Annotated in this window: 23 protein-coding genes; 8 read left to right on the forward strand and 15 right to left on the reverse strand. The window is 44.3% G+C overall.

Annotated features, from left to right (window positions below; translation table 11 throughout):
• Positions 1 to 140 precede the first annotated feature (140 nt).
• The 6 genes from PAE54_RS03480 to pilG all read right to left on the reverse strand — a co-directional run bounded on the left by PAE54_RS03480 (position 141) and on the right by pilG (position 8,375).
• On the reverse strand, positions 141 to 605 hold the full coding sequence (locus tag PAE54_RS03480) for a hypothetical protein (RefSeq protein ID WP_273777270.1): 465 nt from the start codon (positions 603 to 605) through the stop codon (positions 141 to 143).
• Positions 606 to 609: 4 nt separating this feature from the next.
• Positions 610 to 5,148: a hybrid sensor histidine kinase/response regulator gene (locus PAE54_RS03485; RefSeq protein ID WP_326518452.1), complete on the reverse strand. Its 4,539-nt coding sequence runs from the start codon at positions 5,146 to 5,148 to the stop codon at positions 610 to 612.
• A 166-nt stretch (positions 5,149 to 5,314) separates the two neighbouring features.
• Positions 5,315 to 7,006, reverse strand: a complete 1,692-nt coding sequence (locus PAE54_RS03490) for a methyl-accepting chemotaxis protein (protein WP_273777272.1) — start codon at positions 7,004 to 7,006, stop codon at positions 5,315 to 5,317.
• Positions 7,007 to 7,053: 47 nt separating this feature from the next.
• A complete protein-coding gene (locus PAE54_RS03495) occupies positions 7,054 to 7,590 on the reverse strand; it encodes a chemotaxis protein CheW (RefSeq protein ID WP_326518453.1) in 537 nt (178 codons plus the stop codon).
• Between the two features lie 3 nt (positions 7,591 to 7,593).
• The gene (locus PAE54_RS03500) at positions 7,594 to 7,962 is read right to left on the reverse strand and encodes a response regulator (RefSeq protein WP_273777274.1); all 369 of its coding nucleotides are present in this window, start codon (positions 7,960 to 7,962) and stop codon (positions 7,594 to 7,596) included.
• Between the two features lie 29 nt (positions 7,963 to 7,991).
• Positions 7,992 to 8,375 (reverse strand): twitching motility response regulator PilG, encoded by a 384-nt coding sequence (gene pilG / locus PAE54_RS03505; protein ID WP_273777275.1) that lies wholly within the window; start codon positions 8,373 to 8,375, stop codon positions 7,992 to 7,994.
• Between the two features lie 285 nt (positions 8,376 to 8,660).
• Between pilG and PAE54_RS03510 the strand changes: the two genes are divergently transcribed.
• Together PAE54_RS03510 and PAE54_RS03515 are read left to right on the forward strand one after the other, a co-directional pair.
• Positions 8,661 to 9,305, forward strand: coding sequence for a hypothetical protein (locus PAE54_RS03510; protein WP_326518454.1), 645 nt, complete (start codon positions 8,661 to 8,663; stop codon positions 9,303 to 9,305).
• Positions 9,306 to 9,567: 262 nt separating this feature from the next.
• Complete coding sequence (locus tag PAE54_RS03515; RefSeq protein WP_326518455.1) at positions 9,568 to 11,283, forward strand: proline--tRNA ligase; 1,716 nt, start codon at positions 9,568 to 9,570, stop codon at positions 11,281 to 11,283.
• A 60-nt stretch (positions 11,284 to 11,343) separates the two neighbouring features.
• Here PAE54_RS03515 and dcd read toward each other — a convergent pair whose 3' ends face one another.
• Positions 11,344 to 11,913 (reverse strand): dCTP deaminase, encoded by a 570-nt coding sequence (dcd, locus tag PAE54_RS03520; protein ID WP_273777278.1) that lies wholly within the window; start codon positions 11,911 to 11,913, stop codon positions 11,344 to 11,346.
• A gap of 274 nt (positions 11,914 to 12,187) precedes the next feature.
• Between dcd and PAE54_RS03525 the strand changes: the two genes are divergently transcribed.
• Complete coding sequence (locus tag PAE54_RS03525; protein ID WP_273777279.1) at positions 12,188 to 12,748, forward strand: DUF2062 domain-containing protein; 561 nt, start codon at positions 12,188 to 12,190, stop codon at positions 12,746 to 12,748.
• Positions 12,749 to 12,794: 46 nt separating this feature from the next.
• Here the strand turns inward: PAE54_RS03525 and apbC are convergent, their stop codons facing one another.
• On the reverse strand, positions 12,795 to 14,021 hold the full coding sequence (gene apbC / locus PAE54_RS03530) for an iron-sulfur cluster carrier protein ApbC (RefSeq protein WP_326518456.1): 1,227 nt from the start codon (positions 14,019 to 14,021) through the stop codon (positions 12,795 to 12,797).
• 388 nt (positions 14,022 to 14,409) lie between these two features.
• On the opposite strand from apbC, the gene metG reads away from it, so the two are divergent.
• Entirely contained in the window at positions 14,410 to 16,467 is a 2,058-nt protein-coding gene (gene metG, locus PAE54_RS03535) for a methionine--tRNA ligase (protein ID WP_326518457.1), read from the forward strand.
• Between the two features lie 38 nt (positions 16,468 to 16,505).
• Here the strand turns inward: metG and PAE54_RS03540 are convergent, their stop codons facing one another.
• Positions 16,506 to 17,183: a DUF1345 domain-containing protein gene (locus tag PAE54_RS03540; protein ID WP_326518458.1), complete on the reverse strand. Its 678-nt coding sequence runs from the start codon at positions 17,181 to 17,183 to the stop codon at positions 16,506 to 16,508.
• 204 nt (positions 17,184 to 17,387) lie between these two features.
• Between PAE54_RS03540 and PAE54_RS03545 the strand changes: the two genes are divergently transcribed.
• Together PAE54_RS03545 and PAE54_RS03550 are read left to right on the forward strand one after the other, a co-directional pair.
• The gene (locus PAE54_RS03545) at positions 17,388 to 18,260 is read left to right on the forward strand and encodes a 1-aminocyclopropane-1-carboxylate deaminase/D-cysteine desulfhydrase (protein WP_442784378.1); all 873 of its coding nucleotides are present in this window, start codon (positions 17,388 to 17,390) and stop codon (positions 18,258 to 18,260) included.
• A 54-nt stretch (positions 18,261 to 18,314) separates the two neighbouring features.
• The gene (locus PAE54_RS03550; protein ID WP_326518460.1) at positions 18,315 to 19,514 is read left to right on the forward strand and encodes a BaiN/RdsA family NAD(P)/FAD-dependent oxidoreductase; all 1,200 of its coding nucleotides are present in this window, start codon (positions 18,315 to 18,317) and stop codon (positions 19,512 to 19,514) included.
• 4 nt (positions 19,515 to 19,518) lie between these two features.
• On the opposite strand, the gene PAE54_RS03555 is transcribed toward PAE54_RS03550, so the two are convergent.
• The 3 genes from PAE54_RS03555 to PAE54_RS03565 form a co-directional block, all read right to left on the reverse strand.
• Positions 19,519 to 19,692, reverse strand: coding sequence for a hypothetical protein (locus PAE54_RS03555; RefSeq protein WP_273777285.1), 174 nt, complete (start codon positions 19,690 to 19,692; stop codon positions 19,519 to 19,521).
• Positions 19,693 to 20,065: 373 nt separating this feature from the next.
• Positions 20,066 to 21,799 carry a mechanosensitive ion channel gene (locus PAE54_RS03560; protein ID WP_326518461.1) on the reverse strand — a complete coding sequence of 578 codons (1,734 nt, stop codon included), beginning with the start codon at positions 21,797 to 21,799 and terminating at the stop codon, positions 20,066 to 20,068.
• A 250-nt stretch (positions 21,800 to 22,049) separates the two neighbouring features.
• Positions 22,050 to 22,328 (reverse strand): hypothetical protein, encoded by a 279-nt coding sequence (locus PAE54_RS03565; protein WP_326518462.1) that lies wholly within the window; start codon positions 22,326 to 22,328, stop codon positions 22,050 to 22,052.
• A 157-nt stretch (positions 22,329 to 22,485) separates the two neighbouring features.
• Between PAE54_RS03565 and PAE54_RS03570 the strand changes: the two genes are divergently transcribed.
• A complete protein-coding gene (locus PAE54_RS03570) occupies positions 22,486 to 22,908 on the forward strand; it encodes a hypothetical protein (protein WP_273779485.1) in 423 nt (140 codons plus the stop codon).
• A gap of 88 nt (positions 22,909 to 22,996) precedes the next feature.
• On the opposite strand, the gene PAE54_RS03575 is transcribed toward PAE54_RS03570, so the two are convergent.
• Positions 22,997 to 23,758: a ferredoxin--NADP reductase gene (locus tag PAE54_RS03575; RefSeq protein ID WP_326518463.1), complete on the reverse strand. Its 762-nt coding sequence runs from the start codon at positions 23,756 to 23,758 to the stop codon at positions 22,997 to 22,999.
• Positions 23,759 to 23,843: 85 nt separating this feature from the next.
• Here PAE54_RS03575 and gigC point away from each other — a divergent pair, with 85 nt between their 5' ends.
• Positions 23,844 to 24,731 (forward strand): LysR family transcriptional regulator GigC, encoded by an 888-nt coding sequence (gene gigC, locus PAE54_RS03580; RefSeq protein WP_273777289.1) that lies wholly within the window; start codon positions 23,844 to 23,846, stop codon positions 24,729 to 24,731.
• A 55-nt stretch (positions 24,732 to 24,786) separates the two neighbouring features.
• On the opposite strand, the gene PAE54_RS03585 is transcribed toward gigC, so the two are convergent.
• Complete coding sequence (locus PAE54_RS03585) at positions 24,787 to 25,494, reverse strand: cold shock domain-containing protein (protein ID WP_326518464.1); 708 nt, start codon at positions 25,492 to 25,494, stop codon at positions 24,787 to 24,789.
• Positions 25,495 to 25,581: 87 nt separating this feature from the next.
• Positions 25,582 to 25,875: a cold shock domain-containing protein gene (locus PAE54_RS03590; protein ID WP_326518465.1), complete on the reverse strand. Its 294-nt coding sequence runs from the start codon at positions 25,873 to 25,875 to the stop codon at positions 25,582 to 25,584.
• Between the last annotated feature and the right edge of the window lie 28 nt (positions 25,876 to 25,903).

A 25,903-nucleotide genomic window follows, 5' to 3' on the forward strand; every position in this document is an offset into this window, starting at 1 on the left:
AATAGAAGAATTACTGCCACATCGCTGGAAATCCAACTCAAATTAAAAAATAGGCATGGGGTTCAGCGGACGCTTACCCTAATCTGTAGAAGACATAAAAAAGGAACTCCGTAGAGTTCCTTTTTTATTGGAGAGTTCAGTTATTCTCCCAGACCCAAATCTTTTTGAATCTGACTCAGGTTGGGAACATGAAAAATCTGATCTGCCATACGTACGTATTGGTAAATGCTTGGATCATCACTTTCACGTTCATCATCAACCACTTCCGAAATACGGATACGGATCGTATTCGGCATCGCATCACAGAGTAATGCGAAACGTTGACTTGCCTCTTCTCCTTCAACCACCAAGGCCACCCCGGTGGTATTAGCAGGATCATTGACCGCATACACAGGAAGTTCAACATCATGCCAAGTGACACTATCAACCTGTGTAGACGTATCGAGTGCCGACAAAACAATGTTTTGTGGTAGTAACATCGGTTCCTTGTCATAACAATGAATGATGTAGGCATCAATAAATCCGGTGGATACCGTAATCAGGTGTTGCAATTCTTGCTGGTTAATCTGCTTGAGTGCCGAATTAAGCGTCGGTGTTTGGCTCATCGTCTTATCCTCGTGCAACGGCTAACAGTGTTTCAATATTTTCCAGCAATTCATCTTCCTGGAACGGTTTACCCATATAGTGTGACACGCCTAAGCTGAACGCCCGCTCACGGTGTTTTTCACCGGTACGCGAAGTAATCATGATAATCGGCAAATGCTGGTGAATGTCATGGTGACGAACCAAGTTGGTCACTTCAAAACCATCCATCCGTGGCATTTCAATATCTAGCAACATCAGATCAGGTTTGACATTTTCTAGCTGCTCAATCGCATCCACACCATCTTTGGCGGTCACCACATCATAACCATTACGCTCCAACAGACGTGATGTCACCTTACGTACAGTCACCGAGTCATCCACAATCATGATCAAGCGGCGTTCATCATGATGACGGTGTAACTCACGCACATCACCACCCTGTTTAATACGCTGTGTCGTTTGAATCTGACGGGCAATATTCTGACCGTCGAGAATCAAACACACCTGACCATCACCGAGAATTGTCGCACCTGCAATGGCACCAATACTATCAAACTGCTGACCTATCGGTTTCACTACGATTTGCGCACGTGAACCGATCAACTGATCAACGAGCAAGGCGATAGTTTGTCCTGTGGATCCTTTAATCAACAACACCGGCAAGGAGTGCATCACGCCGCCCAAACGTGGTGTTGAATGGTTACCGACAAATTCCGACAAGTAACGTAATTTGTAACTGGTCTGGTCAATCGTGAAGAAGTCATCTTTGCTCTGGAAGTACTCTTCCAGTGCTGCAGGTGAAATACGTACAATACGTTCAATTTGCGCCAATGGTAAGGCAAATTGCTGATCACCTGCTTTCACCATCAAGGCATCACTCACCGCTACCGTGGTTGGTACACGAATGGTAAAGGTTGTACCCTGACCGAGTACCGATTCAACAGAAACGTGACCACCCAGCGCCTTGATATCGCTTTGTACAACATCCAGCCCCACACCCCGTCCAGAAATCTGGGTAACAGCTTGTGCGGTGGTGAAACCTGGATGGAAAATTAACTGTAGAATCTCTTGTGATTCAAGATGTTGATCCGCTTTAATCAAGCCAAGCTGTAAGGCTTTTTGCTTGATTTTCTCGACATCAATCCCTTTACCATCATCACTAAAGGTCACCACGACATCCGTGCCCTGACGGGTAATGTTCAGCTCAATCAAACCAGTTGCCGGCTTGTTCAATTCTGCACGACGTGGTGGATCTTCCAGACCATGGTCGATCGCATTACGTAACATATGCTCAAATGGTGTTACCAGACGCTCGAGAATAGTGCGGTCCAATTCACCTTCGGTATTCTGTACCACCAACTCTGCTGGACGGTTTAACGTCGAGGAAGTTTGACGCACAATACGTTGCAAACGTGGCAGTAACCGCGAGAATGGAACCAAGCGGGTGCGCATCAGACCTTCCTGAATCTCAGCCTGAATACGTGATTGTTGTAGTAACAGACCTTCAGTATCACGGATTTTTTCCGCTAAAGTGGTCTTAAAGTCGACCAAGTCCGAAGCTGATTCCGCCAATGATTTTGACAACTGGTTCAAAGAGGAATATTGGTCCATTTCCAGCGGGTCAAAGTCTTTATAACGTGAAGCCTCATCACCGTGCTTGGCAATGATCTGACTTTCCAATTCGCCTTCCATACGACGCAGCTGATCCGCCAAACGCTTGATGGCCAATTCCATATCGTTCAGAGTATTGCCGAGTTGCCCCAGGTCCATCTCGATACGCGAACGGTTAATTGCATTCTCACCGGACAAGTCGATCATTTTTTCAACCAAATCAGCTGAAATACGGATCATCTCATTATTATTGTCCAGTTGTTGTGTGCTGTCCCATTCACCCTGCATCGATGGAGGTTCTGTACCATCCCCCTGCACAAACTCAATATTGACTGGTGTATTCAGCAAGTCCGCCTGCGTTACTTTGCTCGGCAGCTGCACGCTAACATCTACAAACTCAATACTTTCAAGGTTGTGTTTCAGCGGATAGAAATTGTTGTAATCCTGCTGGAAAATTGCCTGTCTAAGCCACTGCAGCGTGGTTTCCAACAAGGCATCATAGGCATTCGAGTTAAAGTTATGTAAACCAATTTTCTCAAATACAGTTTCTAACTGATAACCAATAACGGCGATTGGCTCAAGTCCAACCATCCGTGCACCACCCTTCAGACTATGAGCTGTACGCTGTAACTGTAGCAAGAGACTACGGTCATTACGCTGTTCAAACCATTGCTGTAACAAGCTCTCTGCAGCTTCTAGCAATTCTTCTGCTTCTTCATGGAAACTTTCTTCCACAATCGAACGCATCTGCTGATCTTCAGCAAATACGAGAGAAGCAGCTTCCGTGAATTCTTCATTCACTAGATCTTCAGGCTCATCAAGCAGAGCATCATCAGCAACAGGGGTTAATGGCGTAAAGCCCCCCATATCAGCCGTTTCAGTAGCGAATAAGGCTTCAGCCTGATGAACCTCTTCAATTTGCTCGATTTGCTCAGCTGGTTCAACGAGGCATAGCTCATCCAGAATTTCATGTACTGGAGACAATTCAGCCACAGCCGTAGCACTGTCTCCGGTCGCAAGACCATTGACCACAACCGACTCAATATTTTTCAGAATCTCAATGCTATAGGTTGCTGGATAATCAACCTTTTCATCACGAATGGTCTGAATACGATCCGCCAAGTGATCCTGTACTAGACGGATGACTTGAATCAACGGCTGTGAAACCTGAATTTGACGGTGAATCACACGCTCATAAATTGTTTCCAGTTCATGAGCAATCAAACCGAGGTGAGTCGCCTGAATCATATTTGCACCACCTTTTAAGGTATGCAGATAACGCATCAGGTTATTTAAAGCCGGAATATTGCTCTGATCTTGTGACCAACTATTGAGATCCTGGTCAATGCCGACCAACAGTTCTTCTGCCTCTTCAAGGAAGATATCCAGCAAATCTGGATCAAACTCACGGTTGGCTTCAGCTGCATCGATCAACTGCTGGTCCTTCGCCACTTGTTGTGAAATCGCAGAGAGGTCAAATGCTGTTTCTGTGGCACCCTGATCTTGTTCTGGAACCAATGTATCCGCTTCAAGTTCAGGTGTTTCACTATCAGCAAATTGCTCAAGTTCCTGATCTACAAATGCATGCAGGTCATACAGGTCTTTTTGTAACTCTTCGGTCAAGACTACACGCTGGCCAGCTGCCAAAGTATCAAACAGGTAGATAAAATCCTGATGAATTTGTGCATATAAATCATAAGCATAATCGATATGTAACAGTTGAGGTTTGGCCAAAAGTTGGTCATAACTGGCTTTCAACTGCACAACAAAATCATGGATACCTACTGCTGCACGATTATTGGTATGCATAATCAACTGCGCAGCTTGTGCACTTAACTGTTCAATATAGATCGGGAATTCATGACGAGCACGTTTCTCAAATTCAAACTCAGCATCCAGCAACTGATCAATATTCAGTTCGATTAACTGTGAAACCAAACCTTGGGGTGCGATTTCTTCACTACGTTCTTCGACTTGGAAATCATAGCTATCCCAAGCAGCATTGAAAGTTGCATAGATGTCAGCCAGTTGTGCCGATTCGCCCTGACGCAAAGTATGTAAATAATCACGCACAAACTCGGCATAGTTGGTCAGCAAAGCGGTTTCTTGCGAAGTAGAAAGGAGCTCATCCTGTAGCAAATTTTTGAACAGGTTTTCCACCTTAGAGCTGGCTTCAAAGATTTCTTCAATATGCGCCATTGAAGAACTGCCACGCAATGTGTGCAGTGCACGAATCAAACTGTTGTAATCTCGTGCATCCGGTTGCATTTTATTCAAGAACTGATCAATCACAGCTAGATGTTCATCAGATTCTTCAAGGAAAATACTCAGCGTTTCAGCCTGCATATCTGAAGAGACTTGCTCAGCCGTGAGCATGGTGTCATTGCTTTCTTCTGCAATTACGCTTTCAGATTCAGCCTCATCCAACAATTCGAGTCCAGTTTTGGCCTCGGTATTGTTGAGCGTATCTGCCAATCCGAGCAGTTCTTCAAGTGCGGGCTCGACACTTTGCTGTTTTTGTAATTGTTGGCCTAAAAGCACCAATGGTCGAAAATCGATCTGGTGAACCGTAACACTCTTAAAATTGTCATACAGTTTGTATTTGAAAATCTGATAAACCGTTTTGACATACTGCTGCACAGCGGGGGTCAATTCGACACCACCAGCCAAAACACGGTTTAAAGTATCTTCTACAGTCCAGGCCAATTCCCCGGCAGATTTGGCACCAACCATACGCCCTGAACCTTTCAGCGTATGAAAGTGACGGCGGATACTAACAAGGCTGTCATGGTCAGCAGGATCGCTCATCCACTGTTCAAGTAGCTGATCGAGTTCAACAAAAATTTCTTCTATTTCTTCAACAAAAATATCAAGAATTTCTGAATCTTGGTCGAGATAACTGTCTTCTGGAAGCGTCGTCGTTTCAACTAAATTTTTTAATATTTCTTTCATAGCTAAGGCTTCTTTGGTTCTGTGCCACAAAGCGCTGGCTCAAACTAAATGATCATCATCACATCAGTAGCAACTCGATTATTGTCTATCGATGAAATAATTGACCGTAACTGGAACAGATACCTGTCGTCTGACAGGCATCCCAGTCCAAGCTTTGTCAGCTGACTTATTCTGGTAATTTAAAGTCAGTCACAGACTCACGTAATGACTCTGCCATATGGGCCAATTCAGAAACCGAACGTGCTGTATCGAAGGTTGCTCCAGTGGTTTGCGAAGTAATTTCCTGTACGACATGCATCGTATTGGCAATGTGACCAGCTGATGCAGACTGTAGCTGTGCTGCATCGGAAATGCTCGCAATCAGTTTTGCCAAGTCGCCCGATACCTTTTGAATTTCATCCAGTGCAACACCCGCGTCTTTTGCCAAGTTGGCACCACGAACAACCTCAGACGTGGTTTGTTCCATGGAAATTACCGCTTCGTTCGTATCGGCCTGAATCGTTTTTACCAGAGTTTCAATCTGCTTCGTTGCAGAAGCCGAACGTTCCGCAAGACGCTGTACCTCATCCGCAACCACCGCGAAGCCTCGACCATATTCACCCGCCATCGATGCCTGAATCGCGGCATTCAAGGCTAGAATGTTCGTTTGGTCTGCAATATCGTTAATCAGGGAGACGATGTTACCAATCTCTTGTGAAGATTCACCCAGACGTTTAATACGTTTGGAGGTTTCCTGGATCTGTTCACGAATGGTATCCATACCTTCGATCGAACGGTTTACGACATCTGCACCATTCGATGCGATTTGTACAGAACGCTGTGCTACCTCAGCAGATTCAGTAGCGTTAGAAGATACCTGGTCAATCGAATATGCCATTTCGTTAATCGCAGCAGAGGCACCGGCAATCTCTTGTGCTTGGTGTTCAGAAGCTTCGGCTAACTGGTTGGTAATATTCTGGGTATCTTGGGTATAACGTGCAACTTCCTGTGACGTTTCATTGATTCGAGATACCAAATCACGTAACTGGTCAATCGCGAAGTTAATAGAGTCGGCAATCGCACCAGTAAAGTCTTCAGATACCGTTGCGTACGAACGCAAGTCACCATCTGCCAAGTCAGCGATTTCGTCCAGAAGACGCAAAATCGCATTCTGGTTACGGTCATATTCTTCTTGTAAACGTGCTACACGTTCTTTATCGGCATCACCACGTAAGCTTAACAGGCGATACATTGACCATACGAAACCCGCCAAGAGCATGAACATTGCCAGCAGGGCTACCGGAATCAGGTTCAGCATGGTTTCTTCAATCTTGTTCTTTTTCAGAACATTCAACAGGTCAGCCGACTGTTTTTGAACCTGTGCTGCAGCATTACGTGCAACTACCAATTCAGCAGGATTTTTTAATACTTTCGCTTTAGCCGCAATGGTATCAATATCCTTTGACATCATGTTCCATTGTTTTTCAACAGCAGTGACATCCGCCGTTACACCGGCAATATCTTTCACCATTGCCAAGTTTTTATCAAAATCTTTTTGTGCAGCTAACAAGGCCGTCATTGCATCAGGAGAACCATTGGTTGCCACAGCAGCCTGATCCGGAAGGGTTACGGATAATAAACGCAATTCACCCAAACTACGGGTCAAATCATTATTACGAGGAACGTTATAAACCAGGTAAGCCAAGAAGAAAACAACTGAAAGTAAGCAGGCGATCGCAATATAGATCAGTGGTTCGGATTTTTTTCGGTCGCCGAACACTTCAGAAATCTGGTTCAGTTTAGAATTTTTTCCAGAACCTTGTTCACCAGACTGATCTAATCCTTCAGTCTTGTTTTTCTTTTTCAATGTAAAGCCCATGCAGCTTCTCCCCAGAATTGCCTTAATTCGTTCGTAATATGCGTTATTTAATTTTTGAGTTTCGCGGATGCGTTCATATAATTTGGGTTTTTCAGTAAACGACTGAATAAGAACACGTGCCAGTGTTGATTATGTTGATGAAAATAGCCTTGGCAATATTCTTGTAATCGGTTATCCAAGTCGTCATTTTTTGAAAAGAAACTTTTCTTATTAAAATGCTGAATCCCCAGAACCTGATCTACGACTAAACCGACATATTGGTCATTGTGACTAATGCACAATACTTTTTGAGTAGGTGAAAACGAGCTACGTTGCCCCGAAATAAACTGTGACAAATCTGACACAGAAAGTAGACGTCCACGAATATTTGCCAAACCCTTAACCCAAGTCTGAGTATTCGGAACTGGCGTACACTTTGGTGGATAAATTACCTCAGATACTTCACCTAAAGGGGCAACAAAATATTGCCCCAACATCTCAAAAGCAATGCCTGACCATCGGTTTACTTCGTTGTCTGACGTAACGTAGTTTTTATTACCACGCTTCGCTAAACGGAGTAATTCGATAAATCCATTTGCTGCCATACATTAACCTGCATTGAGCTGCTGTTTAATCACTTCGATTAATTGATCTTCATCAATTGGCTTGGTGAGATAATCACGAGCGCCCTGACGTTTACCCCAAACACGGTCAGTCGCCTGATCTTTGGTACTCACAATCACGACTGGAATGTGCTTCGTGGTGCTGCCACGTGAAATCTCACGAGTCGCCTGAAACCCGTTCACGCCTGGCATGACCACATCCATTAATACCAAATCTGGCAATTCTGCTTGTGCCATGGTCACACCATCTGCACCATTGGCGGCTTCAATCACTTCATAACCATGTTTGGTCAGAATTTCTCTGAAGCGGAAAGTTTCTGTTGGCGAGTCATCTACTACTAAAATTCGAGCCATTTTTATTCCCCTGACTGACGCAAATACGCTTAAGCGGTGACGTGGTTACGTATTGCGTTTAACAATTCATCTTTACTAAATGGCTTGGTCAAATATTCATCTGAACCGACCACTCGCCCTTTGGCTTGGTCAAACAAGCCGTCTTTACTCGACAACATAATCACTGGGATATTTTGGTAGTTTTGTGAGTTTTTAATTAATGCACAAGTTTGATAACCATCTAAACGCGGCATCATAATATCCACAAATACGATATCAGGATTTGTTTCGGCAATTTTTGAAAGTGCTTCAAAACCATCAACGGCAGTGATGACCTCACATCCTTCACGTTGCAACAAGGTTTCTGCTGTACGGCGAATGGTTTTTGAATCATCGATTACCATGACTTTTAGATTTTGAAATTTTTCTTCCATTGCATGGCCCTTCCCATTTCATTTATTAAATTTACAACCTAATTTTAAGCGGATTGTTTTTACAGATTATGAACCTTTTTTAACATATATTTACTTGCATTTTCAATGAACAAATTCTGTTCATAACCGCAGTATTTTAGTAAAATGATAAACAGTTCACACTTTAATATTTACAGTGACTTATTTTTGATATTAGGCTATTTTCAAAATGCTAGAAAGTTTTTAATCTAGCAGAAAAGCCATATAAAAATAAGTAAATTGGTCAAGTTTATAAGGGGAAAAGTCATGATTGCATTACGCCATAAAACCACCCCAACACGACAATGGCTCAGCTCCTCCCCTCCAGCATTATTGGCTATTTTATTTAGTTTTGCTTCATGGTCTCTTCAGGCAGCTGAACAAGCGCCGAAAGCCGTGTGGTATCGCTATTACGACAGTCAAGGCGTTGCCAATCTCAGCACGTCGGTAACTCCTGCACATATCCGTCATGGCTATGATGCGCTCGATAGCAATATGAAGGTGATCAAACGTAGTCCGTCCTACAACACTGAAGCAGATATTCGTCAATCTCCCAAACGTGCTGCTCAGGCGAAACAGCAATCTGAAGACATCAAACTTAAAAAAGCATATAGCAATGTCAAGGTCGCCGAGTTTAAACGCAATGATGCCTTACAAGGCATACGCAAACAAATTAACTTTCAACAGCAACAACTCAAGCAACTACAAAGTGACCGTAGCTTTTTTAAACAGCAAGAAGCAGGTTACTTAGATCAAGGTAAAACCGTACCTGCTACGCTGAAACAACAACTTGATTATAATGCGGGGAATATTCTCAGAGGCCAACAAAGCATTAAGCATTTACAAGCAGATTATCAACGCACGGAAAAGCATTATCAGCAAATCATTGAGCGTTTGAAAGCTCTCGAATAAAGACAAAACATCGCCTAGTGCATCGGCAGAATATGAATAGATCCTAGGTAATCTTTGATGCCTTGAGATTGTTAATTTTTTGTCGATCCAAGTAGGGTACTAAACCGCTAATGGTAGGTGGTAAAGATTCTTTGCATCGGCACAATTAAGCCAAAAAACAAAAATAATGGCATAATGCCTGCACGCAAAGCAGGTGCAATCCTCACCTCATTTTTTTATCATAGCGTTTTTATTTTATTCTCTTGCTATTAGGACATTTTCCATGCGCGCGAGTCGCTTTTTATTTGCAACGTTAAGAGAAACCCCAAACGATGCCGAAGTTATTTCGCATCAGCTCATGCTACGGGCTGGGATGATTCGTAAACTGGCTTCCGGTTTATATACCTGGTTACCGATGGGTGTACGTGTGCTCAATAAAGTTGAAGCGATTGTGCGTGAAGAAATGAACCGCTCTGGCGCGCTTGAAGTCTTTATGCCAGTGACGCAACCTTCGGGTCTTTGGGAAGAATCTGGACGTTATGAACAATACGGTCCAGAATTACTCCGTTTCAAGGATCGCCATGATAATCCTTTTGTACTGGGCCCGACCCATGAAGAAGTGATTACTGATCTGGCACGTAACGAACTGAAAAGTTACAAGCAGTTGCCAATGAATTTTTACCAGATTCAAACCAAATTCCGTGACGAAATACGTCCACGCTTTGGTGTGATGCGTTCACGTGAATTCATTATGAAAGATGCCTATTCTTTTCATGCCAACCAGGCTTCATTGCAAGAAACCTATGATGTCATGTATGACACCTATTGCCGTATTTTTAGCCGTCTAGGTTTGGATTTCCGTCCAGTACAAGCCGATACGGGTTCGATCGGTGGCTCTGCATCGCATGAATTTCACGTCTTGGCTTCTAGCGGTGAAGATGATATCGCCTTCTCAACAGAATCAGACTACGCAGCGAATGTGGAAATGGCAGAAGCCGTCTTGGTCGGTGAACGTGCAGCACCAACACAGGCCTTGACTATTGTTGACACGCCAGATCAGAAAACCATTGCCGATGTTTGTGCTTTCCTGAATGTAGAAACCAAACAATCCGCAAAAGCACTGTTAGTCCAGGGCATTGCCGATGACAAAGGCAATGTGCCTGTCATCGCACTATTCCTGCGTGGCGATCACGAACTCAACAAGATCAAAGCAGAAAAACACCCACTGATTGCGGCTCCATTGACATTTGCCACTGAAGAGCAATTATCTGCATTAGGATTAACGGCTGGTTTTGTTGGCCCGCAAGGCTTAGTGGACAAAGGCATTACCGTGATTGTCGACCGTGCAGCTTCAGTTCTGTCTGACTTTGTCGCGGGTGCCAATGAAGTCGGCAAACATGCTACCGGCGTGAACTGGGAACGTGATGCCCAATTCACGGAGGTTTATGACCTGCGCAATGTGGTAGAAGGCGACCCATCTCCAGATGGAAAAGGTACTTTACAAATCAAGCGCGGGATCGAAGTTGGTCACATTTTCCAATTGGGACAAAAATACTCTGAAGCTCTTGGCTGTAAAGTCCTAGGTGAAGATGGCAAACCATTCGTCGTTATCATGGGCTGTTATGGCATCGGGGTAACACGTGTGGTCGCTTCCGCGATTGAACAGAATTTTGACGAGAAAGGCATTATCTGGCCAGCCGCGATTGCACCATTTGAAATCGCCATCGTGCCAATGAATGCCCACAAGTCACCACGCACGCTAGAAGCCGCTGAAGCATTGTATGCGGAACTGACTGCTGCCGGTTATGATGTATTGCTCGACGACCGTAATGAGCGTCCTGGAGTCAAATTCTCCGATCTTGAATTGACGGGGATCCCTCACCGTATCGTGATTGGTGAAAAAGGCTTGGATGCAGGTACATTTGAGTACAAAGGCCGTCGTGATGAAGAATCAGTAAATATCAGTAAAGAAGCGTTATTGGCAAAAATCGCGCAATAATCTTTGACCATAAAAAAATCCCGCACTTGGCGGGATTTTTTATTTAAACAAACGAACAACTTAAGCTTTAGGCAAAGTTACACCCATTTGTCCCTGATATTTACCACCACGGTCTTTATAAGACGTTTCACACACTTCGTCGCTTTCAAAGAACAACATCTGTGCAACCCCTTCACCGGCATAAATACGCGCCGGCAAATTGGTAGTATTCGAGAATTCCAAAGTCACGTGTCCTTCCCATTCCGGCTCAAGTGGGGTGACATTCACAATGATACCGCAACGTGCATAGGTCGATTTACCCAAGCACACGGTCAGCACATTACGCGGAATACGGAAATACTCCACTGTACGTGCCAAAGCAAAAGAGTTCGGTGGAATAATGCAGACATCGGAATGAATGTCGATAAAACTCTTTTCATCGAAATTTTTCGGATCGACAATTGCAGAATGCACATTGGTAAAAACTTTGAATTCTGGTGCACAGCGGACATCATAGCCATAACTGGACACACCATAAGAAATTAGTTTCTCACCTTGTTCATTGAAACGCACTTGATTTGGCGCGAAGGGCTCAATCATTCCGTGCTTTTCGCTCATCTCGCGAATCCAGCGATCCGATTTAATCGACATGGTTTTTAATCCCAACAAAATTTTCTAGCTCATATAAGGCGATTACTTTAACTGAAATACCCAGCAAATTAAATCTTTTCTCATCGGCCCTTTATCGTGAGGCAGTGCAAGAGTAGATTGGAAAGAACCGATCTCTTGAAAATACTTTAACGATCAAAATCATCAAATCTTCCCATCAACAATTTACATACTATGTCGCAAATCAGCCCAAAGTTCGGTAGCAAGTTGCAATAATTTGTGCAAAATAAGGCTGATTGCCCAGAATAATTGCGCCATGTTTAAAAGTCTGCTGAATAAACTAATCCCGACACCGGACCAAATTGCATCGATGAAAATCATGCGCTTATTTGGCAAGCGTGCCATGGCTCCGCAATTGTGGCAAATGAACCGCCGCTCTGTCAGCAAAGCGATTTTTGTTGGAACTTTTTGGGGAGCATTACCGATCCCTTTTCATAGTCTCCTCATTTTATTGAGTGCAGTTTTTTTACGTGTCAATGTCCCAATCAGTTTGGCTTTAGCTTGGCTACTCAATCCTTTAACCATTTTGCCCATCTTATATACGGGTTTTTGGTTTGGCACACAGCTGTTCCAAATTCCGATGGTCGACCAGGATACTTTATGGCTATTGGTACATGAGCTGGCGGACTGGGTAAGTTCATTCGGCAAAGCCAATCTGGATGTAAGTTTACTCGAACCCCTCATGCTGGGATTAGTACTTGAGGCCTTACTTTTGGCCAGCGGGTTTTATCTACTCAGCCATGTGCTCTGGCGTTGGCGAATTATCAAACGCTGGCAAAAGCGTAAACATCGCCTACCCTCACACCAGTTACAGTAAAACAAAAAGCTCCCGACCTGCTGGAGCTTTTTTATCATGCCAAGCATTAAAAAATGCGTTTGTCATCGCGTGCGGGCTGCGGCAGTTCTGAAACTTGTGTCCAGACTGCTTGCGCAATTTCTCTATAGCTGTCTGCCGCTTCATCCATAGCAACAACACTCGGCTGGCCTTTATCGGCATTTTCACGAATCTGAGCATTTAGAGGCAAACGCCCTAACAACGGAATATCATATTGCTCAGAAAGTTTATCACCGCCCCCTTTACCAAAAATCTGCTCCTCATAACCACAATTGGAGCAGATATGCGTCGACATATTCTCAATTACACCGAGCACGGGAATACCGACTTTATTGAATAACTCAATACCCTTAGTTGCATCCAACAAGGCTACATTTTGCGGTGTTGTCACAATCACCGCACCCGTGACCGGAATGCGCTGTGCCAAAGTCAATTGAATATCGCCGGTTCCCGGTGGCATATCAATCATCAACACATCCAGATCAGGCCACAAGGTTTGATTGAATAGCTGCACCAAGGCACCGGTGGCTTTCGGGCCACGCCAAGCCACTGGGGTATTGTTGTCGCCAGTTAGATGACCAATCGACAAAACCGCCATGCCATACGCTTCAAGTGGCACAAAATGTTCATTTTCAATCAGCGGCGCCTGTCCGGCATTACCCAGCATCGTCGGAATACTCGGTCCATAAATATCCGCATCCAGTACACCGACTTTTAAGCCCTGCTGCTGTAATGCCAAAGCCAGATTGACCGTGGTGGTTGATTTACCGACTCCCCCTTTACCCGAGGAAACCAAAATGACATTTTTAATGCGTGGATGTGGCGCCAGATCACGCTGCTGCGGCGCCGCTTTCTGGATCGGTGGATTATTCGGATCGCTTTCAACTTTTTCAGCTGCAGGTGAAGCATTAACTACAGGAGGCAACTGCGTATTTGCAGTAGTCGGTTGACTGGAACAACTGTCACTGGCTGCTTTCTTCTGTTGTACGACATGCAGATTGAGTTCCTGAATACCACATTTTTCCAGTGCATCGGCTAAATCATCATGGATCTTTTGCAGATGATCAGCTTCTTCCGGATAAGTTTTGATACTAAGCTGTAGCACTCGGCCCTGCACCTGTAACTGGGTAATCCGATCCTGCAAGCGGTCATTCGACTGAGGCAGATGATAGCCTTGCAGCACCTGCTGGATTTCTTCCTCTTTGACCTCCTGTGCAGGAGAAAAGACCGATTTTAATGAAGAAAACCACGACATAACTTTCGCTCCAGATCCGGAAAATGCTATTCAACTGCATATAGTGTACAGTCAAGCTGAGCTAAGGTTAAGCAAAGTTGTATCAGGCTTTTTGAATCTTGATATAAAGTTGATTGATTTGCTTGGTTTAACGCCAAATTCATGCTAATGCGACTGCCATACATCTGTAAAATGCTCAATGTGGTAATTTTCAGTTTAAAACAGTTTTTTGCTTCCCCCTGATGGGTACAGCCCAGCTTGCATATTCATGGTTTGTTATTTTTCATCTTGATTGACAAATGCTGTTGCAGCTTAAGCGAGCTTGAAGCCTTGCTTTGTTTTCCCCGATTGATCAGGTAAAATCACGGGTCTTGCGTAAAATGCCAACCACTATAAGAGAGTCACATCCGTGCGTAAAATACTCGTCACCAATGCCCTACCTTATGCCAATGGTCCAATCCATATGGGTCACTTACTCGGTTATATTCAGGCGGATATCTGGGTACGTGCCATGCGTGCAATGGGTCACGAAGTGACATATGTATGTGCGGATGATGCACATGGCACGGCGATTATGCTGCGGGCCGAAGCCAATGGCATTACGCTGGAACAGCAGATTGCCAATGTGCAGCGTGAACATGAGCGTGACTTTGCCGGCTTTGGCATCAGCTTTGACCACTATGACTCGACCCACAGCGATACCAACAAAGCCCGTGCTTCAGATATTTATTTAAAAAACCGCGAAGCCGGTAATATCGCAGTGCGTCCCGTGACGCAATTGTTTGATCCAGAAAAACAGATGTTCCTCTCGGATCGTTTTATTAAAGGCACCTGCCCGAAATGTGATGCGGAAGATCAGTACGGTGATTCCTGTGAAGTGTGCGGTACCACTTACAATGCCACTGAACTGAAAAATCCGCGTTCAACACTCAGTGGTGCGACACCCGTTGAGAAATCATCGGATCATTATTTCTTTAAACTGCCAAACTTTGCAGAATACTTGCAGCAATGGACCCGTGATCAGGGCCGTTTACCGGTTTCAATTGCCAACAAACTGGATGAATGGTTTGAAGCGGGCTTGACTGATTGGGATATTTCCCGTGATGCGCCTTATTTTGGTTTTGAAATTCCAGATGCACCCAACAAATACTTCTACGTTTGGGTTGATGCCCCAATCGGCTATATGTCGAGTTTTGAAAATTACATCAAAACCAAGCGTCCAGACCTGAACTTTGCAGACTACTGGAAAAAAGATTCTGATAAAGAAGTCTATCACTTCATCGGGAAAGACATCGTCTATTTCCATGCCCTATTCTGGCCAGCGATGCTGGACGGCGCAGGTTATCGCACGCCTACCGGACTGTTCGTGAACGGTTTCTTGACCGTAAATGGTCAGAAAATGTCAAAATCACGCGGTACGTTCATCAAGGCTGAGACCTATCTCGAACATTTGAATCCGGAATACTTACGTTACTACTTTGCCTCAAAACTTTCCGACAAGGTAGAAGATTCTGATCTAAATCTGGATGACTTTATCCAGAAAGTGAACTCGGATCTGGTGGGTAAAGTGGTGAACATTGCCAGCCGTTGTGCCAAATTCATCAATAAAGACTTTAGCAGTACCTTATCTGCCACTTGTGCTGAGCCTGAACTGCTACAAAGCTTTATTGCTGCCGGCGACTCGATTGCTCAAGCCTATGAAGCACGTGAATTTTCCGCTGCCATTCGTGAAATCATGGCACTGGCGGACAAAGCTAACCAGTACATTGATGAAAAGAAACCGTGGGCTCTAGCAAAACAGGAAGGTCAGGAACAGCAAGTACACGAGGTTTGCTCTGTCGGGATCAACCTGTTCCGTCAGTTGGCCATTTACCTTGCACCGGTATTGCCAAAACTGGCTGAAGACGTACAAGCCTTCCTACAACTTGATAGCTTTAACTTTGCTTCACGCGAAACAGTACTGACCAATCATGTGATTGCACAGTTCCAGCCATTGATGCAACGTGTCGACAAAGCCAAAGTGGATGCCATGGTTGATGCCTCTAAAGATTCTTTAGCAGCACCGACTGAACCAGCCAAAGCTGAAAAGAAAAAAGAGAAAGCCAAAGAAAAGAAAGCTGAGCCTAAGGTCGGTGAAGCTGAAATCATTGGTATTGAAGACTTTATGAAGATTGATCTTCGTGTTGCAGAAGTTGTTGAAGCTGCAACCGTTGAAGGTTCTGACAAACTGCTGCAACTCACGTTAAATGTCGGTGAAGCTGAACCCCGCAATGTGTTCAGTGGGATCCGTGAGTTCTATCAACCAGAAGATCTGAAAGGAAAACTGGTGGTGATGGTCGCGAATCTTGCTCCACGTAAGATGCGTTTTGGGATCTCAAACGGGATGGTGTTAGCCGCGGGTAATGGTGAAGGTGTTTGGGTGATTTCACCTGCATCTGGTGCTAAACCAGGCGATAAAGTGTCATAAGACTCCCCTTAAATCAAAGGCTTCTTCGGAAGCCTTTTTTATACCCCTAAAAATCCTGCCGTCACATTAATCGTAATGGCCAAAATCACCGTATTAAAAGCAAATGCCAATACACAATGAAAAATATTTAAACGGCGCATCAACTGACTGGTCACAGCGATATCTGCTGTTTGCGCGGATGTACCGACAATGTAGCTAAAATAAATAAAATCAAAATAAACCGGATCTTCTGTTTTGGGAAATTCCAGTCCCGGTTCTTCATGACGGCTTTTGGCCAAATAATAATCATGCGCATAATGAATGGCAAACATGGTATGAATCAGCAGCCAAGTGGAAAAAATGGTAGCAATCGTCAGGCCAATATCCACAAATTCCAGCCATACCTGTTGTTTTGATGTCTGGCTCAACTGCACCAAAATTCCGACCAGACACACCAGCACAGCCACCAGTACCGCCCCCAGAATCACCCATTTGGATTCATCCTGATCGCGAGCACGTTGCAGAATATTTTGCCTGCTGGTATTCAACATCATACGTAAGGTAACGAGCAAATACATCCAGGTAGCTACATTCCAGCCCAGCAGCAGGCAAGTGGACCATTGCCAGCTGGTCATCACGCGCAAGATAAAATATAAAGAGATCCCCAAAGCAAAAGTTCCGGACAGATAGGGACGCTGGGAAAAACCGTGATGCAAGCGTTTTACAAATTTTTTCATACACGTCCTGCTATTATCTAAGCCATTGTGAACATGGATTGTTGTTTTATCTTAAACTTAAACAGATTCAGCATCATTCGCCAGTCTATTTCGACCATTTATGCTTGACGATAATCTTAAGCATTGATGCAATCGGATCAGCACGAAGCTTCTAATCGTTTTAAGATTACTCATCTCTTGGTTTAAGCAGGCAGCATGGATTTTATATTTACACTCTCTGATCAGCAGCTCCCCTATCACAACATTCCCGCTCATCCAGACCTGCGACTCGACATCAAACGTTTAGACCTGATCCATCCGCTGATTTCAGGAAACAAATTCTATAAGCTGAAAGATAACATCCGCACTGCACAACAACAGGGGTATCAGCAACTGCTCACTTTTGGAGGGGCTTATTCCAACCATATTGCAGCGACTGCTGCGGCCGGAAAATTACTCAACATACCGACGATTGGAATCATTCGTGGAGAGGAGCTAGAGCATCAAGCACTGAACCCAACACTGACAACAGCACAGCAGAATGGTATGCAGCTACATTTTGTAAGCCGTCAGGAGTATCGGCAACGCCATGAGGCAGAATATCTGGCAAGACTCAGCGCAAAATTCCCATATGCCTATATCATTCCTGAAGGGGGAACCAATACCCTCGCAGTCCAAGGCTGTCAGGAAATTTTGTCAGAAAAAGACTTGCAGACTTATGATGTGATTTGCTGTGCAGTCGGTACAGGGGGGACAATCAGTGGCTTGATCAATGCCAGTGCAGAGCATCAACAAGTGATCGGCTTTCCAGCCTTAAAAGGTGATTTTCTCATCCAAGACATTCAGCATTGGACTAAAAAAAGCAACTGGCTGCTGGTTCAAGATTACCATTTTGGTGGCTATGCCAAAGTCACACCTGCATTACTCGATTTTATCCAACGCTTTGAACAGCAATACCAGATTCCACTGGAACCCATCTATACCGGAAAAATGCTGTTTGGCCTATTTGAACTGATTAAGCAGAACTACTTTGTCAAAGGCAGCCGGATTCTGGTGATCCATAGTGGTGGACTCCAAGGCAAAACGAGTTTGTCCTGAAACAGCCGTTAAAATCAACTATAATGCCCCGCTGTGCTAGATTGAGAGAAAGTTATGGCTGCTGCTTTTTATGATGTGATTGTATTGGGAGGTGGTGCTTCCGGACTGATGCTCGCATCCATGGCAGCGAAACGGGGCCGCAAGGTACTGGTTCTGGAAAAAGCCAACAAAGTCGGCAAAAAAATCCTGATGTCCGGCGGGGGGAAATGTAACTTTACCAATCTATATGTCGAGCCTGACAACTATATTTCACATAACCCGCATTTTGTCATTTCCGCCCTGTCCCGTTATAGCAATTGGGATTTTATCGGGATGGTCTGTGACTATGGAATCGAGTATGAAGAACGAAAACACGGTCAGCTGTTTACCCTGAACGGCGCCAAAGAAATTCTCGCCATGCTGTTACAAGAATGCGAAAAAGCAGGAAATGTCGACATCCGCACCAGCTGTGAAGTCAAAGCTGTCAATCCTTTAGAGAATAAAGGTTTTCAAGTAGCGACCGTACAGGGCTATTTCGAATGTGAATCTTTCGTGGTTGCCAGCGGTGGATTATCGATTCCAACATTGGGAGGATCTGGCATTGGCTATGAGATTGCCAAACAATTTGGCCACCACGTTTATCCGACCCGTGCCGGTCTAGTGCCTTTTACCTTTAGTGACCAGTTTAAAGACGTCACCACCCGTCTCAGCGGAAATGCCCTAGAAGCCACACTGAGCAATACGCGTCACGCATTTACGGAAGCTTTATTGTTCACCCATCGAGGACTCAGCGGGCCGAGTTCTCTACAACTGTCCAACTACTGGAACAGTGGGGAAAGCTTCCAGATTAATTTCCTGCCCGGTTTAGATGTACTGCAATGGCTAAAAGACAAAAAACAGAGTCAACCTAAAGTCCTACTGCGTACCCTATTGAGTGAACACATGGCCAAAAGTGTGGTGATTGAATTACAAAATCTTATCTGGCTAGAAGACAGCGAAATTGCGATTGGACAGTTCAGTGACCAACGTTTAGAGCAAATTTGTCAGCAACTGGAGAGTTTTGAAGTCAAACCTTCCGGTACTGAAGGGTATCGTACTGCTGAAGTCACGTTGGGCGGTGTCGATACGCGTGAGGTTTCATCAAAAACAATGGAAAGCCAGAAACAAAAAGGCTTGTATTTTCTGGGCGAGGTACTGGACGTCACAGGACATTTGGGCGGATATAATTTTCAATGGGCATGGGCATCAGCCCATGCAGCCAGTCAATTTGTTTAAGAAATTATTCCAAGTAATCAGTACGCAATAAAGCAACTTGCTGGTTTTGTTGCGTACGTGCAATCGCGTTTTCCATTTTTGCGATACCGCTTTTCAATTCATAAGATGTGCGCTGAGATACGACTTTAGTCAAACGTTTTACAACTGCAAATACTGGAAGTTTGAAGTTAAGGTTCATCCTGATTTCCCCTTTATAATTAATCTTATGGCAACATTAATCCATAACTGTTGCATGTATATGAAACAATCTCATTCTATAACAAATATTTATTCTGTATAGAGGGTCTGTCCTAGAACAATAACTGCTAACTTATGTCGAAATAAAGAAAAGCCTTATTACACAAGGTGTTGCAGGAAAGAAAAAACCACAGATTAAAATTACTAGACCTTAGTCGAATTTAGTCCAGTCTTTTTCCCTTCAAGTCAGCATAAAATTCCACATAATTCATAACAGTTGGCACTTCTCAGCTAATATTTTCCTCAATCCTCACATTTCAGGTATAAAAAAGTGACTACACAGGTGTAGTCACTTTTGCATGGGATACTCGACCTTAGATATCATCATTGCTCTTTGGCGGATGAGAAATATCCACGTCCTGTTCCACTTCACCCGTTGAACCAAAAGGTTTATTCACTGGTGGATGTTCTGGGTTGACCTTAAATTCACTGATGTCGCCTTCCTCAGGTTTAGTAGTAGAACCATGCTGCTCTGCTGAAGCAGGCTCTGTCACCACTGTAGGTGCCATACTAGGTTGTGTAGAAGAAGCCGCCTTGGGCTGATGTAAAGGATTAGATTTTTTGGCATGTTGCTTAGCTTGGTCAAGTAAATCTGTCAATAAGCGCTCGGCAGGCTGACGGCCGCCGAGACCAAAGGCCAGAGCAAAAGCAACTGCAACCGCTCCTAAGGTTAAACCGAAGGCCAGATTCACGATTGAATCCGCGATGCCCATGGCTCGGAGTCCCATGGCAATCACCAAGCCCATAATCAGGATACGGACCAAATTCGCCAACCAGCGTGAATAATTATATTCACCGCGCTCTAAGACTTTGGCTACCAGATTGGCCAACCAGAAACCGATCAGCAGAATCACCGCACCCAGCAAGATACTGGCACCAAACTGAATAAACATCGCGATCAGACCACTGATCTGTTCAAAACCTAGACGGTTCGCCGCCTCAGCAACTGCAAATAGCATGGTGAAGAACACGATCAATGTGCCGATCATAACTGAAATTTTGTTACTACCTAAAAAGCGTTGCAAGTCCAGTTTAGCTGGCAGTTCATCAACACCTGTACCAGCGAGCAACTCGCTGACCAGTCGAGCAACAAAACGTGAAACCACGTAGGCAATGATCAGGATCAAACCGGCAGCAATAATGTTTGGAATCGCGTTCAGGATTTCATACAACATTGCCGTCGCGGGTTGCGAAATGGCTTCAATCCCCAGAGCTTCAAACGCGATGATCAATGCGGTGATTATGATTAAAGTAAAGACAAAGGTACCTAACAAGCCAGGTAAGTTGCCAGTCTTAAACAGACCAATCTTTTGCGCCTGTGATTGTACATTCAGGCTACCGAGTAAACCCTCCACAATACCGCGCACAATTTTTGCCAGAATATAACCGACAAAAATAATCACACCGGCAATAAACAGATTTGGCAGGAACAGAATGGCTTCATTCAGCATGTTCTGCACAGGCACTAATAATCCGTTCAGGCCGAGGATCGAAAGGATGATTGGCAAGAACAATAACAAAATCAGCCAGTACACAATATCTGCAATATTTTGGCTAATCGGTCGAACACCCACCTCGGTACTAAGCTTCTCATCCAGCTGAGTACGGGCCAAAAGCCGTTGCAATCCCATACGTACCAGTTTGGCTAGAATCCAACCGATGAAACCCACCGCAATAGCCGCAATCAGGTTCGGAATAAAAGCCAATACCTGTGCTAGCATGTCACTGAATGGTCCACTAACACTGTTGATATTCAAAACATTTAATGCTGCGACCACCGCAATAATCAGAATAAACCAGAACACCACACGCGAGATAATCTGTTCAATATCGGGAAATTTTCCCGCCGTTGTAGTGGTTGCAGTAGAAAGATGATGGTTGGTGCCGATTTTTTGCAGTAATTTTTTAACACCGGCGGCGATGATCAGAGCCACAACCCAACCGAGCAATAAAATGACCACAGCTGCAATAATCGGCTGGAATTGATCCCAATAATACATTGCACCATAATTTGATCCTCTCGGACCTCCAGCAAAAAAATCATTCATAATTCTTCGCCCTCTTATCTTTATCAGGTTTGTATATGCAAATTGGTCTAAATCTGCTTTTTACTTTTTTCTAATCGTTACCTGTATCACCTTAAAACTCGGTGTTTTTTGAATCAATTCAAAGCAGCATAAGAGCAACAAAAGCGCTGCATAAGTTTGCAAAACAATAAAGCCCGTCGTGATTCACTTCGGGCTTTGTTTTAGGAATAAGGGAAATGATTCATCCTAATGAGGAAGATCACGTTCTTCCTTAACGGTTGGCTGCGGTTTTCGCATTATCCGTTGCTACAGCATCCTGCTCGCTGACTTTAGGTGCACTATTGTTCATATTATTCATGGTGGCAGGTTGCATAGCAGTCTGATCCGGCGGGGCTTCCCGTGGAGAAGGATTACGTTCAACGAACATATAGATCAGTAGTGCAACAAGGAAAAGACCAACTGCTACCAGCATATACACTGGTAAACGTTTTTTTTGCATATTCTCTTCTGCACTGGTCACATGCGCCGGTTTACTAAAATCGTGCTTCATGGCCTTCCCTCTCTTATTTTTTTTCTGATAAGAACAGTTTAACAAGAGGCTATGTATCAATGTGTGAAGAAGCTTAGTGTAATCGTGACGATCGGTTTTAATGTTGTATGCAAAATGCGCTATACTGCATGTCCGTTTTTTTATGTGCTTTACCATTATGGCGTATCGTCAGCAAAGAGTAACGCTTGATCTTGACACTGACGTCACTCATCAATGTGGCTTACATTATACCCGCGATCAACATCTGATCGGTATTATTGAATTCGATAAACCCAGTTATGTGCTGCAATGGGGCGACTTAGAATATTTTCGCCGCCGTACTGAAGAATTTTCTGTCATGCCTTTCCCCGACTGTATCAATGCTATGGTGATTGATATTCGTAATGTCAGTGCATTTTTAGACAATGAAGTACCGATTATTCCATGGCGTTTACTCGAAGAGGAATGTCCGATTCGTCTGGTGGTCCCCCAAGATCGTCTGGAATACTATGCAGGATTTTTTGAGCCGACTTGGCTCAGCACAGATCTAGAGAGTGCCATTCAGGAAATTCGTGAATTTATGGACATGTTTGTGCATTAAAGTTCACTCATTTCCATACAGTGCCCTCGATTGAGGGCATTTTGTATTTTGGGCGATTCAATTCACATCATTGCAACTTGCAAAGGGATTACCAGTAATTTTCTACTGCGATATTGCCTTCCCCACGACGATTCATGCTCAGACCACGGCGTTTTAAGGCTTCTTTGGTATCCTCGACCATTTCAGGGTTACCACACAGCATAATATGACTGCTATTTGGGTCAAAAGACATGCCTACCACCTGCTCCAAAGCTCCATTCTCGATCAGTCGTGGTAAACGCTCATGCAAATCAGCCGTTGCATCACGGGTAATCACCGGCACAAATTTAAAACCACTGTGCCCTTCCCCAAAGGTTTGAGCAATTTCTTGAATACGATTGACATAGGCTAATTCTGCTCTGGTGCGAACACTATACACCAGATGAATGTGCTGATATTTGGACCAGGTTTCAAAATCTTGCAGCATTGATAGGAAAGGAGCCAAACCGGTTCCGGTCGCCAATAACCAGAGATCTTTCGGTAAAGGTAACTGATAACGTGCCAAGGTCAGAAAACCATAAGGAATTTTTTCCAGATACAGCTCATCACCGACTTTCAGGTGTTGCAGATTAGAGGTAAATGCCCCATCCGGCACCACAATCGAAAAGAACTCCAGCGTTTCATCATAAGGTGATGAGACAATCGAATAAGCGCGCACCACCAGCTCCTCTCCGACTTTCAAACCAATCCGTGCGAACTGGCCTGCCGTGAACTTGAAATGCGCTGGACGCGTTAGGGTAAAGCTAAATAAGGTGTCCGTCCAGCGATGCACAGACAGAACCGTTTCTAGGCTAAATTTTTCAATTGACATGATTTCAACATGGCACGATACGGTGTGCTCATGTTAGCATGACGGGTCAATTTGTTCATATTTTTTAAACCTTAAGGCTTCATCCATGCGCATGACTTTACGCCAACTGGCGGTTTTTGTAGCAGTCGCTCAAGAAGGAACTGTCACCAAAGCAAGCGAGGCGGTCAAACTCACGCAAAGCGCAGCAAGTATGGCCTTGGCGGATTTAGAAGATGGCTTAGGTGCACCACTGTTTGACCGTTTAGGCAAACGTTTGCAACTTAATGATCTTGGGCGTTTTTTGTTGCCACAGGCACTGGAAATTCTGGGTCGTTGTGAAGCCTTTGAACAGGCTGCCAAAGGTGAATTACAGAGTATTGATTTACGCTTGGGTGCTACGCTCACGATCAGTGATTATTTAATGCCGGATCTGATGGCGGGTTTCTTGCAAGTTCAACCCCAGGCACACTTACAATTACAAGTCGGCAATACCCGGCAAATGATTGAAGCGGTCAACCAATTTCAGCTGGATCTCGCACTGATTGAAGGTTCCTGCCATTTACCACAATTACAATCGATTCCATGGCGTGATGATGAGCTTGCTGTGTGCTGTGCACCCAATCATCCGCTGGCCCAGCTAGACCGTCCCTTGAATGCCGTGGACTTTCTTAATGTTGAATGGATTTTGCGTGAAGAAGGTTCTGGTACACGTGAAGTGTTTGACCATGTGATCTTGCAGGATTTGCCCGATGCTAATATCCGTTTGACCCTCGGGCATAATGAAGCCATTCTGAAAATTGTCGCAGGTGGTTTGGGCTTGTCCTGTATTTCCCGACTGGCCATTGAACCTTTACAGGAAAAAGGCCAACTGGTGATTTTAGAAACTCCTTTCTGGCAACTCACTCGCCCGCTGTTTATGCTGGTCCATCGTCAAAAATATCAGGGGCCAGGTCTAAAAGCCTTTATGAAATTCTGCGAAGATCAGTTTCAGTAAGCTACTGCCTACTCAGCACCTGAGAGATTCTGCCAATTTACTCAGGTAGTCTGGCCTATCGACCAAACTGCCGTTCACAAGGTTCACCATCATTGTTTCCGTCCATTTGCGTACCCGGACAGTTTTTCAGGAAGAAAACTGCTTCTTCATAGGAACGCATTTGGCTGCAATGCGTACGGCCATCACAACGAAATTGTGTTTGTGCACTGGCAACCACAGGACTAACGGAAACAGGCGTCACTGTAGCAGCAGGTTTTGTAGCCTCAGCCTCGATTCTTTTTTCTTTGACAATAATTTCATCAGACACCTTATCGCCTAATGCTGCACGTTGCTGAGCAATAATCTGTTTTTGTAATTCTGCCAATTGCTGCACTTTTAGTTGCTTAACGAGCTGGGTACGCTGATATTGCTGATAGCCCAACACTGCGATGATTATCGCGAGCAAACAGGTGATGCAGATTCCCCAGACTAACTTGCGCTGTGATGCCTTAATCCGATCAACAGGCGTCGTTATCCCTGTATAGGGTTTACTATCGGGTTGAATCAATTCACACTGATGGTCCAAACGAAGGAGATTATCCGCTTTAAATTTACCGTCTTGTTCAACAACCATGAATTTCAGTGATTCACCCAACTGAGGGGCAAGATTTGCATTCGGCATATCGCGGATATGAAAAAACACCTCTTGACCGTTTCCATCTAGCTCGATAAAACCAAAACCGCGCATGGCATCGTAGCTTTTAATTTTCCCCTTGTTAAACATGTATGGCTCTTTTATTTTTTAGTGCTGGTATTCTAATAAAAAAGAGGTTAAAAAACCTCTTCTATATTTTTAAAAATAATAAAAAAATTAACGCTTTAAATTAGACAATAAGGCTGAAGTGATTGATGTATTCACGGCTACCGCTTTCGCTTTCTTGGCTTTTTTTGATTTGTCCTCGACGCGCTCAATTTTAATGGCTTTATATCTTTCACCATTTTGAACAACGTTAAACTTTACCCGATCATTGCGCTTTGGTTCGCCTGTCTCTGTAGGGAAATCCGAAATATGAAAGAATACTTCTCCTTCAGGTGAGGAAATAAAACCAAATCCTTTCTCTGAATTATACTGCTTTACTTTTCCTTGATATTGCTCGGAAGTCATACCTATCCCCAGTCTGTATCTGTCATGC

Origin of the sequence: Acinetobacter minutum (assembly GCF_035916735.1) — a bacterium.
Lineage (GTDB): Bacteria > Pseudomonadota > Gammaproteobacteria > Pseudomonadales > Moraxellaceae > Acinetobacter.